This window comes from Serratia sp. K1WW1, assembly GCF_055790865.1.
The window spans coordinates 1,228,898-1,249,409 of sequence record NZ_CM147697.1 but is presented as its reverse complement, the minus strand read 5'-3'; the positions used below and the strand labels follow the sequence as shown (position 1 = coordinate 1,249,409).

Genomic DNA, 20,512 nt, shown 5'->3' with positions numbered 1-20,512 from the left:
TCCTAACCTGTCCCCGCCCCTAAAGACGAGAAAAATCATTGAAAAGTGCAAGACCCATCAGCAGTACCAACAAGATCGAACCAATGCGGTAGCTGTAGTCCTGTACTCGCTCAGAAACTGGCCCCCCCTTCAGCTTTTCTATCGCCAGGAAGAGGAGATGCCCACCATCTAATACCGGTAATGGGAAGAGGTTGATGATCCCTAAGTTGACGCTAATCAACGCCAGAAACATCATATAATACACAAAACCCACCTCTGCTGATGCCCCTGCTCCCTGTGCAATGGAAATCGGGCCACTCAGGTTGTTCAGCTTCACATCACCGGTAATTAATTTACCTATCATGCTGACCGTAAGGTGCATCAGCTGCCAGGTTTTGTCCCCCGCCTGATACAGCGCAGAGAACGCCCCATATTGACGGATGGTCTTGTACTCATCCGGCAGAGGGATAACTTTAGGGATAATCCCGGCAAACCCCACCGCTTTGTCTTTTCCCACCGGCTTTGTATCTGGTATCAGCGTTAAAGACAAGGGGGCGCCGTTTCTTTCTATCTCTAAAACCAGCGGAAGCCCTGGAGCATTGTGGATACGTTTAACCAACGTAACCCAACGACCAAGTGGCTGACCATCGACTTTAACGATCCTGTCCCCCGCTTGTAAACCTGCCTTTTGCGCAGCCGACCCGGCCTGGACTTCTGCCAGCACGGATTCAATCTGCGGGCCACGCGGGATCATGCCTAGAGAACGCACGGGATCTTCTTTGTCCGGTTCAAAGCTCCAGTGGCGCAAATCCAGGGTCTTGCTCACCTTTTGTGAGGTACCAAACGGAGCAATTTCTACCTCGGTTTGCGCATCACCGATTTTGGTCACCAACGCCAGACGAACAGATTCCCAATCAGGCGTTTCGATACCGTCAACGGACTTAAGTTCCATTCCCGGAGAAATTTCGGCATGAGCGGCAATGGATTGCGGAGTAATTTCACCGATGACCGGGCGGTAACTCGGCACGCCAATGATAAAGACGATCCAATAGGCAAGAATGGCAAACAGGAAATTTGCAATGGGGCCCGCGCTGACAATCGCCGCGCGCTGCCAGACGGTTTTATTGTTGAACGCCTCATGACGCAGCTCGGGAGCTACCGTTTCAACGCGCTCATCGAGCATTTTGACATAGCCGCCAAGGGGGATCATGGCGACGACATATTCGGTGCCCTGGCGATCGGTGCGGCGCCATAGCGCACGGCCAAAGCCAATAGAGAAACGCTCCACGCGGACGCCACAGCGGCGGGCCACCCAAAAGTGCCCGAACTCATGCACGGTGATCAATATACCCAGAGCGATAATAAACGCGACCAAGTTCCAGAGTACGCTGACCATAGAATCCCTTTACTCCCCCCGCCGATGACGGATTAAAACACTAACAGCATCAAGCAGGCAAATACCGGTACCGCTGCGGTCAGGCTATCAATACGATCCAGAATGCCGCCGTGCCCCGGGATCAGATGACCACTGTCCTTGATACCGGCTTCACGTTTGAACATGCTTTCCGTCAGATCGCCCAGCACCGAAGCCAGGGCCGCAATCACCGAACAGACCAACAGGGTCATAGGCACCACGTTCAGCGGCGCATAGCGGCCAAACAGCCACGAAATCACGGCAGACGTGACCAGCCCGCCGATCAGCCCTTCCCAGGTTTTGCCCGGGGAGACCTTCGGGGCCAGCTTGTGTTTGCCAAACAGCTTGCCGAACATGTAGGCGCCGGAATCTGCGCCCCAAACCAGCAGCATAACGTACAGCAACCACCAGGCACCGGTAAAATGATTCTCTTCATAGCCAAACTGACGCAGTGCCAGCATGCCCCAGAAAAACGGCACGATGGTCAACAGGCCAAAGACCAGCCGCAAGGTGCGCGAATTACGCCACAGCGCCGCCGAGCCTGGATAGAACAGCACCAGCAGCAGAGCCACCAGCCACCATCCCAGCGACAACCATAGCGGGCCAGCGATCTGCAATTGGTGAACAGACTGATGGTAGGCAGGCACGCTGAGCATCATCAGCGCCAATAGGAAACCGCACAATATCGCCAGCCAGATACGTTGGGGACGGGCAGCAAAGCCAGCCAACTGCCCCCATTCCCAGGCGGCTAACATGCACACAGCGAGTGTTACCAGGGCAAAGCCCATCGGCGGCAGCAAGAACAGCGCTGCGATAACAATCGGAATTAAAATCAGAGCCGTTATGATGCGAGACTTCAGCAAAAGTTCCCCCTAGGACGCATTGGCGTCGATAGGTGTTGTTCCTCCGAAGCGACGCTCGCGTTGTGCAAATGCATTCAGCGCACCTTCAAAGACAAGTTCATCAAAATCTGGCCAGAGTACATCAGTAAAGTAAAGCTCGGCGTAAGCAATTTGCCACAACAAAAAGTTACTGATGCGATGTTCGCCACCGGTACGGATCACCAGATCCACCGGAGACAGATCGCTCATGCAGACGCGCTCGCCCAGTAACTCTTCGCTGATCTGGTCCACACACAGCGTACCCTGCTGCACTTGCTCAGCCAGATCCTTCACTCCCTGAATAATATCCCAACGACCACCGTAATTGGCGGCAACGTTAAGCGTCAGGCCATCGTTATTTTCTGTCAGTTGCTCCGAGCGGCGGATACGCTCTTGCAAACGTGCGCTGAACCGGCTGACATCGCCGATCACACGCAACCTGACATTATGTTTATGCAGGCTTTTTACTTCGCTGTCCAGTGCGCGGACAAAAAGCTCCATCAGCGCGGAGACTTCCTGCGCCGGGCGGTTCCAGTTTTCGCTGCTGAAGGCATAAAGCGTGAGTGCATCTAAATGGTGACTGGCGGCAAAACTGACCGCACGGCGTACCGATTTCACCCCTGCTTTATGACCGAAGACACGTAACTTGCCCTGGCGTTTAGCCCAACGCCCATTGCCGTCCATAATGATCGCGACATGACGTGGCCCATGAGCAGAAAGATTAGCTTCTTGTTGGTTTGCGGACGACATAACTCGTACTTATTTCCTCGGTAGAAACACCACAGCCTTGCCGGAATATCGGACCTTACGCGCAAAAAAAGCCGTGTGCCTGACACAGCTTTTCAGTCTGCCTGCCTGGTGCCCCAAGGAGCTCCCGGCAAAGATTGGCGTAAGTTTTCCCCGCTCTCTGGCTTGGCACTGCCCTATTGGCCGCGTTTGTCAGGTAAAAAGGGTTGCCAATCCGGCCATTATTCAACGGTATAACCGGTGATTATGGCGCAGACTATAACACCTCCGTGAAGCCTGAACAAACGGCCACACGGCGGCCTGGCGAGTTTACCAGCAAATTCAGACAATGTAGCAGAGCCGAATTTGCCCTCGGTACAACCCGCTCAAGTGATTAAACCCGCAGGTTACGAACCAAACCGCTAGCCACCTCACGCGCCTGGCGATCGATCTCCAGCACCATCTCAATGCTGGTTGGCTCCGGCAACGCCATACATTCAACAACCTTTTGGTTCACGGCTGAAATATCAGTAAAACAAATTTGTTGCTGCAAAAATGCCGCTACGGCAATTTCATTGGCCGCGTTGAGCGCGGTGGTCGCCGACTGGCCTGCATCGAAGGCTTCGATCGCCAAATACAGGCAAGGATAGCGCTCACGTTCCGGCTCCGAGAAGGTCAGCGCCCCGATACGGCAGAAATCGAGCGCAGCCACCCCGGAGTGGACCCTCTGCGGATAAGCCATGGCATGGGCGATAGGCGTGCGCATATCCGGCGTGCCAAGCTGGGCCAGCACGCTACCATCGGCATAGCGCACCATGGAGTGGATCACCGACTGCGGGTGGAGGATCACTTCCATCTGCTCTGCCGAGGCGTTGAACAGCCAGCGAGCCTCGATATACTCCAGCCCCTTGTTCATCATGGTGGCAGAATCTACCGAGATTTTGCGCCCCATCGACCAGTTGGGATGTGCACAGGCCTGATCCGGCGTCATAGTGGCGAACTGTTCCATTGGCGTAGTACGGAACGGGCCACCGGAGCCGGTCAGCACGATGCGCGAAACGCCATGGGCTTCCAGCGAGCTATACCCCAGTTGGCGTTGGATGCTTTCTGGCAGGCTCTGGAAGATAGCGTTGTGCTCGCTGTCTAGCGGCAGCAACTGTGCCTGGCTCTTTTGCACCGCGTCCATAAACAAGCGGCCACAGGTAACCAGAGACTCTTTGTTCGCCAACAGTACCTGCTTACCGGCACGGATCGCGGCCAGGGTGGGCAACAGCCCAGCGGCCCCGACAATGGCGGCCGTCACCTGGTCGACGTCGTCTAATGCAGCCAGCTCGCAGGCTGCCTTTTCACCTGCCAGTACTTCGGTTTTCACACCGTTTTCTACCAGCATAGCGCGCAACTCATTGGCGGCCTGCTCATCGGCCATTGCCGCATAGCTCGGGCGGAACTCTATGCACTGCTGCGCCATGACCGCTACATTACGGCCAGCTACCAGTGCCTTGATCGCGAAAAGGTCGGGATTTTCCCTGACCACGGCCAGGGTGCTGGTGCCAACGGAACCGGTGGAACCCAGAATTGTCAGTTGCTTCATGAGGTCGCTCTGAATCTACTGCATGATGAGATCGGAGGTACACCACAGTGTAACTTGCATCACGGCTGGTTTACGCTCTGTACGTACGATAAAACGAGATCTGCACCACAAAAAATAAAGCGCCGCCAAGGCGACGCTCTATTTCAAGGCGATGGAGATTAGAAATCCATCAGTTCTTTTTCTTTATCGGCCAATGCCGCATCAAGCAGTTTGATGTAGGCATCGGTCATTTTCTGGATATCGTCTTGTGAACGGCGATCTTCATCTTCGCTGATTTCTTTGTCTTTCAGCAGCGCCTTCACTTTATCGTTGGCATCGCGGCGCACGTTACGCACGGCCACACGGCCCTGCTCGGCTTCGCCACGTACGACCTTGATCAGATCCTTACGACGCTCTTCCGTCAGCGGAGGAAGCGGAACGCGGATCACGGTGCCAGCCGAACTTGGGTTCAGGCCCAGATCGGAAGACATAATGGCTTTTTCTACCGCCGAGCCCAGAGAACGGTCAAACAGGTTGATCGCCAGCGTACGGGAATCTTCTACCGTGACGTTGGCCAGTTGGCGCAGCGGCGTTGCTGCACCGTAGTATTCCACCATGATGCCGTCCAGGATGCTTGGAGAAGCACGGCCAGTACGGATCTTGCTGATTTGGTTTTTGAATGCTTCGACGCTTTTTTCCATGCGTGAATCAGCATCTTTTCTGATTTCATTAATCACGTTGCGAACCCTTGGAAGCTGGTTACTTGGCAGGCTGTACTGAAAAGTATAGCCCGTGAATTTTACTTATCAGAAGCACACAACGCCTGGCGTTACCCGCTCCTGCGAAATTTGGCCAAACAGCCGTTATTTGGTGATCAGAGTACCTTCGTTCTCACCCATCACCACGCGACGCAGTGCGCCCGGCTTGTTCATGTTGAATACGCGGATCGGCAAGCCATGGTCGCGGGCCAGCGTAAACGCCGCCAGATCCATCACTTTTAACTCACGCTCCAACACGTCCTGGTAGGTGATCTGTTCGTACAGCGTTGCGTCCGGGTTTTTCACCGGGTCAGCGGAGTATACACCATCCACTTTAGTCGCTTTCAATACCACATCGGCTTCAATTTCGATGCCGCGCAGGCAGGCCGCAGAATCCGTGGTAAAGAACGGGTTACCCGTACCGGCGGAGAAAATCACCACGCGGTTGTTACGCAGCAGGCTGATCGCCTCTGCCCAGCTGTAGTTGTCACATACGCCATTCAACGGAATGGCTGACATCAGGCGGGCGTTCACATAGGCACGGTGCAGTGCATCACGCATAGCCAGGCCGTTCATCACGGTAGCCAGCATTCCCATGTGGTCGCCCACTACGCGGTTCATGCCGGCTTGTGCCAGACCTGCACCACGGAAAAGATTGCCACCGCCAATAACTACACCGACCTGGATGCCCAGCTCGACCAGCTCTTTTACTTCCTGAGCCATGCGATCCAAAACGCTAGCGTCGATCCCAAAGCCTTCTGCACCTTGCAGGGCTTCACCACTCAGTTTGAGCAGGATACGCTGATAAACGGGTTTTGCATTGGTTGCCATGGTGTTCTGTCCTAAGAAGCAGTAGTAATAGTATTGGGGTTTTCAACCGATTAGCCTGGGCACGCGGGGCCCATCATCGACGTTTCTCTGGCTGGATAAAATGGAGCCGCCTCGCGGCGGCTCCATTAACAGCATTAAGACTGTTTGCTCATTGCTGCAACTTCAGCAGCAAAGTCAGCTTCAACTTTCTCGATGCCTTCACCCACTTCAAAGCGGATGAAATTGGTTACGTCAGTGTTGTGCTCTTTCAGCACCTGAGCAACGCTCTTGCTTGGTTCGATCACGAAAGGCTGACCGGTCAGAGAGACTTCGCCGGTGAATTTCTTCATGCGGCCTTCAACCATCTTCTCTGCGATTTCTTTCGGCTTGCCAGACTGCATGGCGATGTCCAACTGAACTTGGTACTCTTTCTCTACCACTTCAGCAGACACATCTTCAGGCTTGACGAATTCAGGCTTGCTAGCGGCAACGTGCATTGCCAGCTGCTTAACCAGCTCTTCATCAGCGCCTTTGGTAGCGGCAACCAGAACACCGATGCGAGCACCGTGCAGGTAGCTACCCAACACGTCGCCTTCCAGAGCAGCAATGCGGCGAATGTTGATGTTCTCACCGATTTTTGCCACCAGCGCAACGCGCTCTTCTTCGAACTGCGCTTTCAGCACGTCAACGTCAGTGATTTTGCCAGCAAAAGCCGCATCCAACACTTTGTCAGCGAAAGCCTGGAAACCGCCATCTTTAGCAACGAAGTCGGTCTGGCAGTTAACTTCCACGATCATGCCGAAGTTGCCTTCGATCTTGGTTTTGATCACGCCGTCAGCAGCTACGTTGCCTGCTTTTTTCGCCGCTTTGATCGCGCCAGATTTACGCATGTTCTCGATTGCCAGCTCGATGTCGCCGTTAGATTCGATCAGCGCTTTTTTGCAATCCATCATACCTGCGCTGGTACGCTCACGCAGTTCTTTTACCAGGGCAGCGGTAATATCAGCCATTTCTTTTTCCTCGGTTATCTCGCTCGGAGATAGTTCTCATTCAGATAAGCAAAGGGGGCCCTTAAAGGCCCCCCTAACCAACATATTCAATACCTGGTTAATAAGGGCTTGACCTTATTATTCAGCTTCTACGAAGCTTTCTTCCGCCTGAACGGCCAGATCTTGAGAACGACCTTCACGGATGGCGGCAGAAACGGCGGTCAGGTACAATTTGATTGCACGGATTGCGTCGTCGTTACCAGGGATGATGAAGTCAACGCCGTCTGGATCGGAGTTGGTATCAACGATAGAGAATACCGGGATACCCAGGTTGTTGGCTTCTTTGATCGCGATGTGTTCGTGATCGGCATCGATAACAAACAGAGCGTCTGGCAGACCACCCATGTCCTTGATACCACCCAGGGAGTTTTCCAGCTTGGCCAGTTCACGAGTGCGCATCAGCGCTTCTTTCTTGGTCAGCTTGTCGAAGGTGCCGTCTTGGGACTGGATTTCCAGATCTTTCAAACGTTTGATTGACTGACGAACGGTTTTCCAGTTAGTCAGCATGCCGCCCAACCAGCGATGGTTCACGAAGAACTGATCGCAGCCGTTAGCATATTCTTTTACCGCTTCGCTTGCTGCGCGCTTGGTACCAACGAACAGGATCTTACCTTTACGGGAAGAGATCTTGGTCAGTTCAGCCAAAGCCAGGTTGGCCATTGGTACGGTTTTTTCCAGGTTGATGATGTGAACCTTGTTACGTGCGCCGAAGATGAAAGGCTTCATTTTCGGGTTCCAGTAACGGGTCTGGTGACCAAAGTGTACACCAGCCTGGAGCATGTCGCGCATGGAAACAGTTGCCATGATTAAAACCTCTATTAGAGTTGATTGGGGTTATGCCTCCACGTATCCCATAACGCCGACCCGGACAATGACGCGAGTCATCTCAAGGCACCCCGGCGGATGTGTCGATACGTGTGTGTTATTTACACAATGTGAGTGCAGTTAAAACTACTTCGGTCATTTCCACACCGGCACTCAAGGCCGAATGCGGATCTGCCGGCGCGCTTTATACCATAAACCCGCCCCAGACACCAACTTTTGTTGCAGTTGGCCTGGCCCTTCACAAATGAAATTTGGCAGCCTCAAGCCGGGCTGATACCATAACTCAATGCCTTATCTTTCTACCTTGTCGACCATAACGACACCTGCGGACTAACTTTCATGGCAATTTCAATTAAAACACCTGATGACATTCAAAAGATGCGCGTTGCGGGCCGCCTGGCCGCAGAAGTGCTGGAAATCATCGAGCCCCACGTTAAACCCGGCGTCACCACCGGCGAGCTGGACAGGATCTGCCACGAGCATATCACCAATGAACAGCAGGCGATCTCGGCCTGCCTGGGCTACCACGGCTTCCCAAAATCGGTCTGTATCTCGGTGAACGAAGTGGTGTGCCACGGCATCCCAAGTGACGACAAGGTGCTGAAAGACGGGGATATCGTCAATATCGACGTGACCGTGATCAAAGACGGCTTCCACGGCGACACCTCCAAGATGTTCATCGTCGGTAAACCCACCATTCTGGGCGAGCGCCTGTGCCGCATTACCCAGGAAAGCCTGTATCTGGCCTTGAAGATGGTCAAACCGGGTATCCGCCTGCGCACTCTGGGTAAAGCCATCCAGCAGTTTGTTGAAGCAGAGAAATTCTCCGTTGTGCGCGAATATTGCGGCCACGGCATCGGCGAAGGTTTCCACGAAGAGCCGCAGGTACTGCATTACGATGCCGATGACGGCGGCGTGGTGCTGCAGGCCGGTATGGCCTTCACCATTGAGCCCATGGTCAACGCCGGTGATTACCGCATCCGCACCATGAAAGACGGCTGGACGGTGAAAACCAAAGATCGCAGCTTGTCGGCACAGTATGAGCATACTATTGTGGTGACTGATAACGGCTGCGAGATAATGACGTTGCGCAAGGATGACACCATCCCCAACATCATTACGCACGAGATGTAAGAACCACAGGGTTCTTGTGACAAGCCGGCCTATGCCGGCTTTTTTTATGGGCGGCGAAACATGTCTGAAAATTATCGTGAGCTAGAGACCCCGGCCGTACCCAAGAAGCCGGATGCTCCCAGCACCTATGGCGATGAAGAGATCAATTGCCTGGCCCTCAAACAGCGGCTTGAGCAGTTTCAGCAGTGGCTGGCAGCAGCCTTCAATGCCGGTGCCAGTGCCGAAAGCCTGGTGGCGGCGCGCAGCAAGTTTATCGATCGGCTATTGCGGCGGCTGTGGCTGTTTTACGGCTTTGACACTATCCCCGAAACGGCGCTGCTGGCCGTCGGCGGCTATGGCCGTGGTGAACTGCACCCGCTGTCTGATATCGACGTGCTGGTGCTCAGCCAGACTCGCCTGAACGATGAACAGGCCGCACGCGTCGGTGAATTCATTACCCTGCTGTGGGATCTCAAGCTGGAAGTCGGCCACAGCGTGCGCACGCTGGAAGAGTGCCTGCTGGAAGGCTTGGCGGACCTGACCGTTGCCACCAACCTGATCGAATCCCGCATGATCTGCGGCGACGTCGCCCTGTTCCTGCAATTGCAAAAGCACATTTTCAGCGACGGCTTCTGGCCTTCGCCCAAATTCTTTGACGCCAAGCTGATCGAACAGCAGCAACGCCACCAGCGCTATCACGGTACCAGCTACAACCTGGAGCCGGATATCAAGAGCAGCCCCGGTGGCCTGCGTGATATTCATACGCTGATGTGGGTGGCCCGCCGCCATTTCGGCGCCACCTCGCTCGATGAGATGGTCGGTTTTGGCTTCCTGACTCAGGCCGAGCGCAACGAATTGAACGAATGCCAAAGCTTCCTGTGGCGTATTCGTTTTGCCCTGCACCTGGCGCTGCCGCGTTATGACAACCGCCTGCTGTTCGATCGCCAGCTCAGCGTGGCCCAGCTGTTACGCTACGAGGGGGAAGGCAATGAACCGGTAGAGCGCATGATGAAGGATTTCTATCGCATGACGCGCCGCGTCGGCGAGCTGAACCACATGCTGCTACAGTTGTTCGATGAAGCGATCCTGGCATTGGACGCCACGGAGAAACCCCGCCCGCTGAACGATGATTTTCAGCTGCGTGGCGATCTGATCGATTTGCGCGACGAAACGCTGTTTATCCGCCAGCCCGAAGCCATCATGCGCATGTTCTACCTGATGGTACGCAACCGCGAAATCAAAGGCATCTACTCTACCACCGTACGCCAGTTGCGCCATGCACGCCGCCACCTGAAACAGCCACTGTGCAACATTCCCGAGGCCAGAGAGCTGTTTATGGCCATTCTGCGACACCCAGGCGCGGTCTCACGGGCGTTGGTGCCAATGCATCGCCACAGCGTGCTGTGGGCCTATATGCCGCAATGGGGCAGCATCGTCGGCCAGATGCAGTTTGACCTGTTCCATGCCTATACCGTCGATGAACATACCGTGCGCGTGCTGCAAAAGCTGGAAAGCTTCTCCGATGAGGAAACTCGCCCACGCCATCCGCTGTGCGTGGAGCTTTATCCTCGCCTGCCTCACCCGGAATTGCTGTTGCTAGCGGCGCTGTTCCACGATATCGCTAAAGGACGTGGCGGCGATCACTCCATTTTAGGCGCGCAAGACGCCCTGGAGTTTGCTGCATTGCATGGCTTGAACTCACGCGAAGCACAGCTGGTTGCCTGGCTGGTTCGCTGCCACCTGCTGATGTCGGTTACCGCGCAACGGCGTGACATTCAGGACCCGACCGTGATCCAGCAGTTCAGCAGCGAAGTGCAAAGCGAAACCCGGCTACGCTACCTGGTTTGCCTAACGGTCGCCGATATCTGTGCCACCAACGAGACCTTGTGGAACAGTTGGAAACAGAGCCTGTTGCGCGAGCTGTATTTCGCCACCGAGAAGCAACTGCGCCGTGGTATGCAGAACAGCCCGGACCTGCGCGAGCGGGTGCGCCACCATCGTTTACAGGCGCTGGCACTGTTGCGCATGGACAATATCGATGAAGAAGCGCTGCACCATATCTGGAGCCGCTGCCGCGCAGACTATTTCCTGCGTCACTCGCCGAATCAGCTCGCCTGGCACGCCCGCCACCTGCTGGCCCATGACTCAACCAAGCCACTGGTGCTGGTCAGCCACCAGGCCACGCGTGGCGGCACCGAGATCTTTATCTGGAGCCCGGATCGCCCTTACCTGTTCGCCGCCGTTGCCGGTGAGCTGGATCGGCGCAATCTCAGCGTGCATGACGCCCAGATCTTCACCAACCGCGACGGCATGGCCATGGACACCTTTATCGTGCTGGAGCCGGACGGCAGCCCGCTGGCTCAGGATCGTCATGCCGCGATCCGCCATGCGCTGGAGCAAGCTATCACCCAGCGAGATTATCAACCGCCGCGCGCTCGACGACCGTCGTCCAAACTACGCCATTTCAGCGTACCGACAGAGGTCAGCTTCCTACCAACCCACACCGATCGCCGCAGCTATCTGGAGCTGATCGCCCTCGATCAGCCCGGCCTGCTGGCACGCGTGGGTGAGGTTTTCGCCGATCTGGGCCTGTCGCTGCACGGTGCACGTATCTCCACCATCGGCGAACGGGTCGAGGATTTGTTTATTTTGGCCGATGCCGATCGCCGGGCGCTGGATCCGCAAACACGCAGAAAATTAGAACAACGGTTGACAGAGGCACTCAATCCAACCGATAAAATGTGATAAAAGTAACCTTTCGTAAATAAAATCAGGACAGAGAACAGCATGCAGCAATTACAGAACGTTATTGAAAGCGCCTTCGAACGCCGCGCGGATATTACCCCGGCCAACGTAGACACCGTAACGCGTGAAGCGGTAAACCAGGTGATCGCCCTGCTGGACAGCGGCGCCCTGCGCGTTGCCGAGAAGATCGAGGGGCAATGGGTTACCCATCAGTGGCTGAAAAAAGCCGTCCTGCTGTCTTTCCGTATCAACGACAACAAGGTAATGGACGGTGCAGAAACCCGCTATTACGACAAAGTGCCGATGAAATTCGCTGACTACGATGAAGCTCGCTTCCAGAAGGAAGGCTTCCGCGTAGTGCCACCGGCTACCGTGCGTCAGGGGGCATTTATCGCTCGTAACACCGTGCTGATGCCTTCTTACGTCAACATCGGTGCCTACGTCGACGAAGGCACCATGGTAGATACCTGGGCCACCGTAGGCTCTTGTGCGCAGATCGGCAAAAACGTTCACTTGTCCGGCGGCGTCGGCATCGGTGGCGTGCTGGAGCCATTGCAGGCCAACCCAACCATCATCGAAGACAACTGCTTTATCGGCGCGCGTTCAGAAGTGGTTGAAGGCGTGATCGTGGAAGAAGGTTCGGTGATCTCAATGGGCGTTTATCTGGGCCAAAGCACCCGCATCTACGATCGTGAAACCGGTGAAGTGCACTATGGCCGCGTACCTGCTGGCTCCGTGGTCGTATCCGGCAACCTGCCTTCAAAAGATGGTTCCTACAGCCTGTATTGCGCGGTGATCGTCAAGAAAGTGGACGCCAAGACCCGTGGCAAAGTCGGGATTAATGAGTTATTGCGCACTATCGACTAAGCTTGAACGGCGGGTGCATTACCCGCCATTTTTTTGCCTTCAATACGCGGGCCGTCACAGTCTGTGACGGGCGTTTTCGCCATACTCTCTGGCAGTGGAATATTCCTGATGTGTTTCAATTTGCAGCTTACAACACTGCATATTGGCTAATCAGGCAAATATAGTTGATTAAAAGGTGGCGCTATTATGTATGACAACCTGAAAAGCTTGGGTATCAATCAACCGGAAGATATCGATCGCTATAGCCTGCGTCAGGAGGCCAATAACGACATCCTCAAGATTTACTTCCGCAAAGATAAGGGCGAGTTCTTTGCCAAGAGCGTGAAGTTCAAGTATCCACGCCAGCGCAAAACCGTGGTGGCAGACAATGCCGGCCAGGGTTACAAAGAGATCCATGAGATCAACCCTAACCTGCGCTACGTGATCGATGAACTGGATCAACTCTGCCAGCGCGACCAGGTGGAAGTGGATCTGAAACGCAAGATCCTCGATGACCTGCAGCATCTGCAAAACGTGGTCACCAACAAGATTGCCGAGATCGAATCCGATCTGGAAAAGCTGACGCGCGGTAAATAACCACCACATCGGCTTAATACTTGTCAGTTTAGGACGATTGGTCGCCCCTCACCCCTGCCCTCTCCCGCTGTAGAGTCCAGGGATCTCATAAACACAGAGATTGGGAGAGGGAGTGAGTCCGCAGTCGCAGGCAGGTACAGGTGGTAAGTTGTGGCACGTTAAGTCCCCTCTCCCGCTGTAGAGTCCAGGGATCTCATAAACACAGATATTGGGAGAGGGAGCGAGCCCGGAGTCGCAGGCAGGTACCGGTGGCAAGTTGTGGCACGTTCAGTCCCCTCTCCCTGTGGGAGAGGGTTAGGGTGAGGGGTGAATAGGGTAAATCGGTAATCGATAGGGTTATTACTGCTCCGGCAGGCAAAGCCTAATTCTTTAACGCTTGCTGGCTGCGGCCTTGAGTGCGTAAGGGATTAGGTTTTTTTTATTTTATCTTCACCACAGGAGATAGCAGGAATAAAGTCGTGCCTGGCCGCTCGCCACCAGGCATCGAGAGGCTATTTCAACAAGGCGCCCCACTGCTCTACCCACGGGCAGGAAACCACTTCTGGTTCAGGTTGCTCGATCGCATCGATCTCCAGCACTTCACCAACGCGCGTCGCTCCCTGCTCTTGCAGCAAAGCATCAAAGGTACGCCCGGCACCGCAGAAGTTGTCATAGCTGCTATCGCCCAGAGCAATCAAGCCATAACGCAGCTCCGGCTGATAGCCCACCTGGTCGCGGATAGCCTGGAACAGCGGTGCAATACTGTCAGGTAAGTCTCCTTGCCCGGTGGTGGAAGTCACGACCAGCGCATAATGCTGGCGGTAAAACTGCCACTCTGCCAGCGTCCCTTCCTCAAACACTTTGACCTCATGGCCCTGTTGTTGCAGGATATTTTCTGCCTCTTCCGCCACTAACAAAGAGTTACCGTAGACCGTTCCGACGAAAATGCCGACCTGAGCCATCGTTGCTGCTCCCTTATGACCGTTAAAAAATGATTAGCTATCCTGACCGTTAGCCTGCGGAAACTCAAGTTCTGGCAGCACGTTATGCCAGCCAAATTGTGACATGACACCTTGCCAATCCGCTTCCCAGGGCGCGGAAATATGCAGCGGTTGGCCGCTCACCGGATGAGTAAGTTGAAGATGGCTGGCGTGCAGCATCAGGCGTGAACAACCAAAATGTTCGGCCATCCCACGGTTTTGCCGCAAATCGCCGTGAGCGGTATCACCAATAATCGGATGGCGCAGATGCACCATATGACGACGCAGCTGATGCTTACGCCCGGTCTCTGGTTTCAGCTCAACCAGGCTATAGCGCGAGGTGTCATAGCGGCCAATCGCCACCGGCATCTCCACCGTTGCCAAGGGCTGATAATGACTTACCGCCGGTTTTGGACCTTTATCCGGATTGGCATGTTTATCCGCCAACTTATCCAACTCTTCCGTCAGCGCATAATCAACGGTGCCGCCCTCTAAAACATAGCCCCGCACCACCGCGTGATAGGTTTTCTGTACCTGATGCAGTTCAAACTGTTGCGACAATAACCGAGCCACATCGCTGGACAACGCCATCAGCAATACGCCGGAAGTAGGACGATCCAGACGGTGTACGGTAAATACGTGCTGGCCAATCTGATCGCGCACGGTTTGCATGACAAACCTCGTCTCGTGACGATCCAGCCAGCTACGATGTACCAGCCAACCTGAGGGTTTGTTAACGGCGATCAGATGTTCGTCCTGGTACAACACCTTCATAGAGTGATTTTTTCCATAGATTAATCATGCATTTTATCTCCTTGCCCCTGCAAGCTACTGCCTGCTGGCCGGTTTGCAGGGGCAAGGAGATAGGTAATTGATTGATTCTATCGTCAAACATAAATAATAACGAAACGAAAATCCCGTTTGGCGCTCTCGTTTTTGCCCCACGGGTCAGTAGTGCCTACACTGTACAAAAAGTAGCAAGGAGAGATAACAGTGAATTGGAATATAACGCTTTTGATAACCCCCCTTTTACTGTCTATGTGCGGCATTCTGTTTTCACCACAGTTGGCAATGGCCTGTACTCGCGCGGTCTACCACGGCGAAGATAACCTGGTGATCACCGGCCGCACTATGGACTGGAAAGAACAGCTGCACTCTGACCTGTGGATTTTCCCACAAGGAATGGAGCGCAGTGGTAATGCAGGCAGCAACTCGATCAAATGGACATCTAAATACGGCAGCGTCGTGACTTCCGCCTATGGTGTTGCAACCACCGATGGTATGAATGAAAAAGGTCTGGTAGCCAATATGCTGTGGTTGGTTGAATCTCAATACCCGGCATTCGATGGCCAGCAGCCAACCTTATCATTGGCAGCATGGGCACAGTACGCATTGGATAACTTCGCCACTGTGCAAGAAGCGGTTAACTCACTGGAAAAGGCCCCTTTTATCGTTGTGACCGGCGGTGTACCTGGCCAGGAACGTTTGGCCTCCCTTCATTTGTCGTTGTCCGATGCCAGTGGAGACAGTGCCATTTTCGAATACATTAACGGCAAATTAGTGATTCACCATAGCCGCGACTATCAGGTCCTGACCAATTCCCCTACCTTCGAGCAGCAGTTGGCCATCACCAAGTACTGGCAAGGGATTGGGGGTAACGTCATGCTGCCTGGCACAAACCGTGCTGCCGACCGTTTTGTTCGCGCGCAGTTTTATATCAACGCTATCCCGAAATATCATCAGGCCAGGCTGGCAGCCTCTAGCGTGCTGAGCGTTATGCGCAATGTTTCTGTGCCCTTTGGCATCACGACCCCTGAAGAACCCAATATTTCTTCCACTCGTTGGCGCACCTTGGCCGATCAAAAGAACAAGCTGTACTACTTTGAATCGGCACTGGGCAGCAGTACTTTTTGGGTAGACCTGAAACGGGTCGACTTTGCTGCTGGGGCTCCGGTTAAAAAACTGGCGCTGGGTAAAGATGAGATGGCGGATTTTACCGGTGAGGTTTCCGCTGAGTTTAAAACCAGCCCTCCCTTTGAGTTCCTTGCTGCCGACGTCATAGATAACGGCTGAGCCCGATCGATGTTGACTGGTGGCCCCCGCCACCAGCCCTACCTTTGTATTCATCAGTCAAGAATACTTATTCAGTCACATTCTCACACAAATTGACTAAAATTTAATCATTTGTGCATTTGCTAAGTTCCTTCCTCTTGTTACGCTGATGTTCACTCTTCAAACTCCGGACCATTGTTGCTTATCGATAAAATAGAGTAGATCTGAACGTTCCAGGTAAACACCGATATGGCATTAAAATAACCGGCAGAAAAAAGAGAACACCATAACAGGGAGAGAAAAACATGAGCGTTGAACGAGAATATTTGTTGCCAGCGATCTGGGTACGTGAACACCTGGTCCAGGTCCCGCTGAATTGGTTCAATAACAAGGATACCCGCACCATTGAGATCTTTGCCCGTGAGTTGGTTGACCCGTTACGCCGTGATGAACAACTCCCTTGTCTGCTGTTTTTACAAGGTGGTCCCGGAGGGAAAAGCCCACGCCCTACGGCACGCAGCAGTTGGATTGCCGAAGCCCTCAAAAGTTATCGGGTGATCCTGCTCGATCAGCGTGGCACCGGGCGCAGCAGCCGCATTGAAGGTAAGAGTCTGGCCGGGCTAACCGCCCACCAGGCGGCAGATTACCTGGCCTGCTTCCGCGCCGACTCGATAGTGAGCGATGCCGAATATCTGCGTAAAAACTGCTTTGGCGATCGCCCGTGGAGCACGCTGGGGCAAAGCTATGGCGGCTTTATCACGCTGACCTATCTTTCTCAGGCTCCGGAAGGCCTCCACTGCTGCTTTATGACCGGCGGCCTGGCAAGCCTGCAGCCCGATGCCGATGAAGTCTACGCTCATACCTATCCGCAGGTGATCGCCAAAAATCGCATCTTCTATCAGCGTTACCCACATCTGGAGCCGCTTATCGGTCAGATTGCCGACAAGCTGGAGCAGGAAGAGGTGTTGTTGCCCGATGGCGACCGGCTGACCGTACGCCGCCTGCAAAGCCTGGGGATCGATCTTGGCATGAGTGAAGGCTACGAGCGGCTACTTTGGCTGTTTGACGAAGCCTTTAACCCTGACGGCGAATTCAGCGACACCTTCCTGTCTCAGGTGATGGCGTTGACCAGTTACGCGGAGAATCCGCTGTTTGCCGCGCTGCATGAAAGTATTTACGCGCAGGATAAGGCCACCAACTGGGCCGCCGAGCGGCAACGGGGCAACTTCAATGCTTTCGCCGAGGATCGGCGCCCGCTCTACCTGACCGGGGAAATGATCTATCCCTGGATGTTCACCGAAATCGCCGCTCTGCGCCCCTTCAATGAACCCGCTAAGCTGCTGGCCGATCGCCGCGTGTGGTCACCGCTGTATAACAGCGATCGCCTGCTCGACAATCGGGTACCGGTATTCGCCGCCATTTATTTCAGCGATATGTATGTCGATTTGAAACTCTCGCTGGCGACGGCGCAACAGGTGGGTAATTTGACGCCGTGGATCACCAACGAGTATGAGCATAACGGCTTACGCGTTGGTAATGTTTTTGGTCATTTGCAGACGATGGCGCAGAAAGCGGGCATTTACGCCCCCTCATCCCAACCCTCTTTCGCAAGGATAGCGAGCTGATGGCCCTGCTCTTTTGGCAGTAAAGAGAAAATCTCAAGCAAACTCTAAAGCTGTTTTGGAAGTAGAAGCAAACTCAATAACCTTCTTTATCCAAGGTAAGTCACTACCATTTCAAACACGCTCGATCTGTCCCTCTCCCTGTGGGAGAGGGTTAGGGTGAGGGGAGAGGCATCTTAGTTCACCAGCTCAATGGTGATCAGGCGGCTATCGGCCCGGCCATGATCGTCCACCGCCCGGATGCGATACTGGCCATTGTTGACCGGCCGCCAATCAATAGCGGTTTTACTGGCGCTGCTGCCAAGATAAATATCATCGACAAACCAATACACCGTTTTACTGTCCGCGTCCGTCACCGCATTGAAGGAGATTTTGTCACGCCCCTGCTGCGACTGCCGCAAGGTATAGGTAGTATTTTTCAGCGGCGAGGTAATGCGCGGCGGGCTGCCACCGATCGCCACCGCATTATCCTTGCAATGGTTTACCGGCGGAGCCCGCTTGGGTAATCCAGCCTGCGCAAACACGTTAGCCAGATCGGAAGGCCAGAACTCAAACACTTCGGTGCGGGTTTGTGTTTCATCATACGGCGGGCAGGCCACCTCACCGCTGTGAATATCCAGCACCACCGGACGATAGACGGTATCGACCTTGATCGGCGACTTGCCGGGGATAAACCAGGTTTTGCCTTTCTGCTGGCACCACTGCGTCGGCAGGTTGCCGCTGGCCAGGCAAATCTCCACCCGCTTCAACTGTTTCGGGAAGGGGTGTTTCGGCTCCTGCAAGGCTGGATAGCTGGCGTTAATGCTGTCGATAATATTGAAAAATAGCGGGGCTGCCGCATCGGCCCCCACAAACACGTTGTTGCCTCTGCTGTCGAAATTCCCTTCCCATACCACCAGCACGTAAGGCCCGAAGATCCCGACGCTCCAGGCATCGCGGAAGCCCCAGGAGGTCCCGGTTTTCCAATAGACCGGCAGGGATGACGAGCGTTGTGCCAAAGTGTCACCAGGCCGGCGGTGCTGGCGCAGCATATCCAGCGTAGTAAAGCTGGCTTCTTCGCTGAGCAAACGGATTGGTGGCGGATAGGCATCACTTTTTTGCATCCGTAATGGGCGCAATGCGCCCCGGTTGGCCAACAGCGCATACAGCTTCGCCAGTTCCTGAGCAGTGATTTCACCGCCCCCCAACACCAGCGACAATCCATAATGATTTTCACTGGCCAGGTTGGCGATGCCGGACAGGCTTAAAAACTGATAAAACGTCGGCTGCCGTAGCTGTGAAGCTACGTACACCGCTGGAATATTACGGCTGAAATTCAACGCGTCCGTCGCCGTTACCGGCCCCAGGAAACGTCGGTCAAAGTTTTCTGGCGCATAGGCGCCAAAGGATGAAGGCACGTCCTTCAGGATGGTCATCGGATGCAGCACGCCCTGCTCCATCCCCAAGGCATAAATAAAGGGCTTGAGGGTCGAACCAGGGGAGCGCTTGGCATTGGTCCCGTTCACCTGCCCCTGGATCTCGCGGTTGTAATAATCGGCAGAGCCTACCAGCGCCCTTATCCCCATATCACGGCTATCCACCAACAGCACCGAGGCATTATGGATCCCCCGGCTCTGGTTGCGGACGATAAACGCGTTTACCTGCCTTTCGATCAGCCGCTGGAGCCCGGCATCCAACGTGGTATCCACACGGGTATCCAACTGCACTAACTGCTGGGTCTGTTGGCGCAACTGTTCGATAAAGTGTGGAGCAATGTACGGCATCCGTTCTGGCTGGCGCAGTGCCAAAGGGAGTTGAAACAAGGCTCTCTGGCTGCTGTCGGTGCTATACACGCCCTGCCAGCGTTGAAACAGGCGGTTACGGGCCTGCGTCAGGGCTTGCCCCAACACGCCGGTTTTAGGGTCGATACGATAGCTGGGTGACTGCGGCAACACCGAGAGCGTCAGCGCTTCCGGCAAGGTCAGATCCTGCGGTGCCTTGGCAAAATAGATCAGGCTGGCCGCACCGATGCTTTCAATATTGCGGCCATAAGGGGCGTAATTGAGATAGGCTTCCAGAATATCGTGCTTGGAGTAGCTGAGTTCCAACTGCACGGCCCGCAGAACCTGCATCAGTTTACCGCCAGGTGTACGGGTATTCAGATGCCAATGCATGCGCGCCAGCTGCATGGTGATGGTCGAACCACCCTGCATTTTGCCACCGGCTACGTAGCTGCGCCAAAAGCCACGCAGCAGGCTGACAGGGTTAAATCCGGGGTTGTAATAGAACCAGCGATCTTCATGCAGCAAAATACCCTGCACCGCCAGCGGCGAGATCTTTTCCAACTGCGTCCACAGGCGATAACGGTCGTCATTGGCCAACGTGAGGCGCATCAGCGTCCCGTGGCGATCGTAGTAAACCGTAGAGAAGGGCACGCCCTGCGAAAGGGGAGGATGCGGCCACAGCCGCGCACCTACCAGGCCCAGCGCCAGCAGAAATACCGCCATCAGGATATTTTGCAGCCAGCGTTTTGCCACAGCAGATACAGGAAGGATTTTCATGGAATCTCGGTAGCCACGAACCCCGC

Annotated in this window: 17 protein-coding genes; 6 read left to right on the top strand and 11 right to left on the bottom strand. The window is 54.6% G+C overall.

Annotation, left to right across the window (positions count from 1 at the left end; genetic code table 11):
- Positions 1–19 precede the first annotated feature (19 nt).
- The 8 genes from rseP to rpsB all read right to left on the bottom strand — a co-directional run bounded on the left by rseP (position 20) and on the right by rpsB (position 7,991).
- Positions 20–1,375 (bottom strand): sigma E protease regulator RseP, encoded by a 1,356-nt coding sequence (rseP, locus tag ACX9GU_RS05555; RefSeq protein ID WP_473194092.1) that lies wholly within the window; start codon positions 1,373–1,375, stop codon positions 20–22.
- A gap of 32 nt (positions 1,376–1,407) precedes the next feature.
- On the bottom strand, positions 1,408–2,256 hold the full coding sequence (gene cdsA / locus ACX9GU_RS05550; protein WP_368439243.1) for a phosphatidate cytidylyltransferase: 849 nt from the start codon (positions 2,254–2,256) through the stop codon (positions 1,408–1,410).
- 9 nt (positions 2,257–2,265) lie between these two features.
- On the bottom strand, positions 2,266–3,024 hold the full coding sequence (gene ispU / locus ACX9GU_RS05545) for a (2E,6E)-farnesyl-diphosphate-specific ditrans,polycis-undecaprenyl-diphosphate synthase (RefSeq protein WP_021179913.1): 759 nt from the start codon (positions 3,022–3,024) through the stop codon (positions 2,266–2,268).
- A 370-nt stretch (positions 3,025–3,394) separates the two neighbouring features.
- Positions 3,395–4,591 (bottom strand): 1-deoxy-D-xylulose-5-phosphate reductoisomerase, encoded by a 1,197-nt coding sequence (ispC, locus tag ACX9GU_RS05540; protein ID WP_473194091.1) that lies wholly within the window; start codon positions 4,589–4,591, stop codon positions 3,395–3,397.
- 158 nt (positions 4,592–4,749) lie between these two features.
- Positions 4,750–5,307 (bottom strand): ribosome recycling factor, encoded by a 558-nt coding sequence (frr, locus tag ACX9GU_RS05535; protein WP_024484316.1) that lies wholly within the window; start codon positions 5,305–5,307, stop codon positions 4,750–4,752.
- A 126-nt stretch (positions 5,308–5,433) separates the two neighbouring features.
- Positions 5,434–6,159 (bottom strand): UMP kinase, encoded by a 726-nt coding sequence (pyrH, locus tag ACX9GU_RS05530; protein WP_021179910.1) that lies wholly within the window; start codon positions 6,157–6,159, stop codon positions 5,434–5,436.
- A 134-nt stretch (positions 6,160–6,293) separates the two neighbouring features.
- Positions 6,294–7,148: a translation elongation factor Ts gene (tsf, locus tag ACX9GU_RS05525; protein WP_021179909.1), complete on the bottom strand. Its 855-nt coding sequence runs from the start codon at positions 7,146–7,148 to the stop codon at positions 6,294–6,296.
- A 117-nt stretch (positions 7,149–7,265) separates the two neighbouring features.
- Positions 7,266–7,991 (bottom strand): 30S ribosomal protein S2, encoded by a 726-nt coding sequence (gene rpsB, locus ACX9GU_RS05520; RefSeq protein WP_021179908.1) that lies wholly within the window; start codon positions 7,989–7,991, stop codon positions 7,266–7,268.
- A gap of 360 nt (positions 7,992–8,351) precedes the next feature.
- Between rpsB and map the strand changes: the two genes are divergently transcribed.
- From map to ACX9GU_RS05500, 4 genes are all read left to right on the top strand, one after another.
- Positions 8,352–9,146 carry a type I methionyl aminopeptidase gene (gene map, locus ACX9GU_RS05515; protein WP_021179907.1) on the top strand — a complete coding sequence of 265 codons (795 nt, stop codon included), beginning with the start codon at positions 8,352–8,354 and terminating at the stop codon, positions 9,144–9,146.
- Between the two features lie 60 nt (positions 9,147–9,206).
- On the top strand, positions 9,207–11,870 hold the full coding sequence (gene glnD, locus ACX9GU_RS05510; RefSeq protein ID WP_473194090.1) for a bifunctional uridylyltransferase/uridylyl-removing protein GlnD: 2,664 nt from the start codon (positions 9,207–9,209) through the stop codon (positions 11,868–11,870).
- 42 nt (positions 11,871–11,912) lie between these two features.
- Positions 11,913–12,737: a 2,3,4,5-tetrahydropyridine-2,6-dicarboxylate N-succinyltransferase gene (gene dapD, locus ACX9GU_RS05505; RefSeq protein WP_021179905.1), complete on the top strand. Its 825-nt coding sequence runs from the start codon at positions 11,913–11,915 to the stop codon at positions 12,735–12,737.
- Positions 12,738–12,923: 186 nt separating this feature from the next.
- The gene (locus tag ACX9GU_RS05500; protein WP_021179904.1) at positions 12,924–13,313 is read left to right on the top strand and encodes a DUF3461 family protein; all 390 of its coding nucleotides are present in this window, start codon (positions 12,924–12,926) and stop codon (positions 13,311–13,313) included.
- 491 nt (positions 13,314–13,804) lie between these two features.
- Here the strand turns inward: ACX9GU_RS05500 and ACX9GU_RS05495 are convergent, their stop codons facing one another.
- Complete coding sequence (locus tag ACX9GU_RS05495; RefSeq protein WP_021806110.1) at positions 13,805–14,254, bottom strand: flavodoxin; 450 nt, start codon at positions 14,252–14,254, stop codon at positions 13,805–13,807.
- Positions 14,255–14,287: 33 nt separating this feature from the next.
- Positions 14,288–15,046, bottom strand: coding sequence for a tRNA pseudouridine(65) synthase TruC (gene truC, locus ACX9GU_RS05490; RefSeq protein WP_065684162.1), 759 nt, complete (start codon positions 15,044–15,046; stop codon positions 14,288–14,290).
- Positions 15,047–15,265: 219 nt separating this feature from the next.
- Between truC and ACX9GU_RS05485 the strand changes: the two genes are divergently transcribed.
- Both ACX9GU_RS05485 and ACX9GU_RS05480 read left to right on the top strand, forming a co-directional pair.
- Positions 15,266–16,345: a linear amide C-N hydrolase gene (locus ACX9GU_RS05485; RefSeq protein ID WP_473194089.1), complete on the top strand. Its 1,080-nt coding sequence runs from the start codon at positions 15,266–15,268 to the stop codon at positions 16,343–16,345.
- A gap of 284 nt (positions 16,346–16,629) precedes the next feature.
- A complete protein-coding gene (locus ACX9GU_RS05480; protein WP_473194088.1) occupies positions 16,630–17,949 on the top strand; it encodes an alpha/beta fold hydrolase in 1,320 nt (439 codons plus the stop codon).
- Between the two features lie 173 nt (positions 17,950–18,122).
- On the opposite strand, the gene pbpC is transcribed toward ACX9GU_RS05480, so the two are convergent.
- The gene (gene pbpC, locus ACX9GU_RS05475) at positions 18,123–20,486 is read right to left on the bottom strand and encodes a penicillin-binding protein 1C (RefSeq protein ID WP_473194087.1); all 2,364 of its coding nucleotides are present in this window, start codon (positions 20,484–20,486) and stop codon (positions 18,123–18,125) included.
- Between the last annotated feature and the right edge of the window lie 26 nt (positions 20,487–20,512).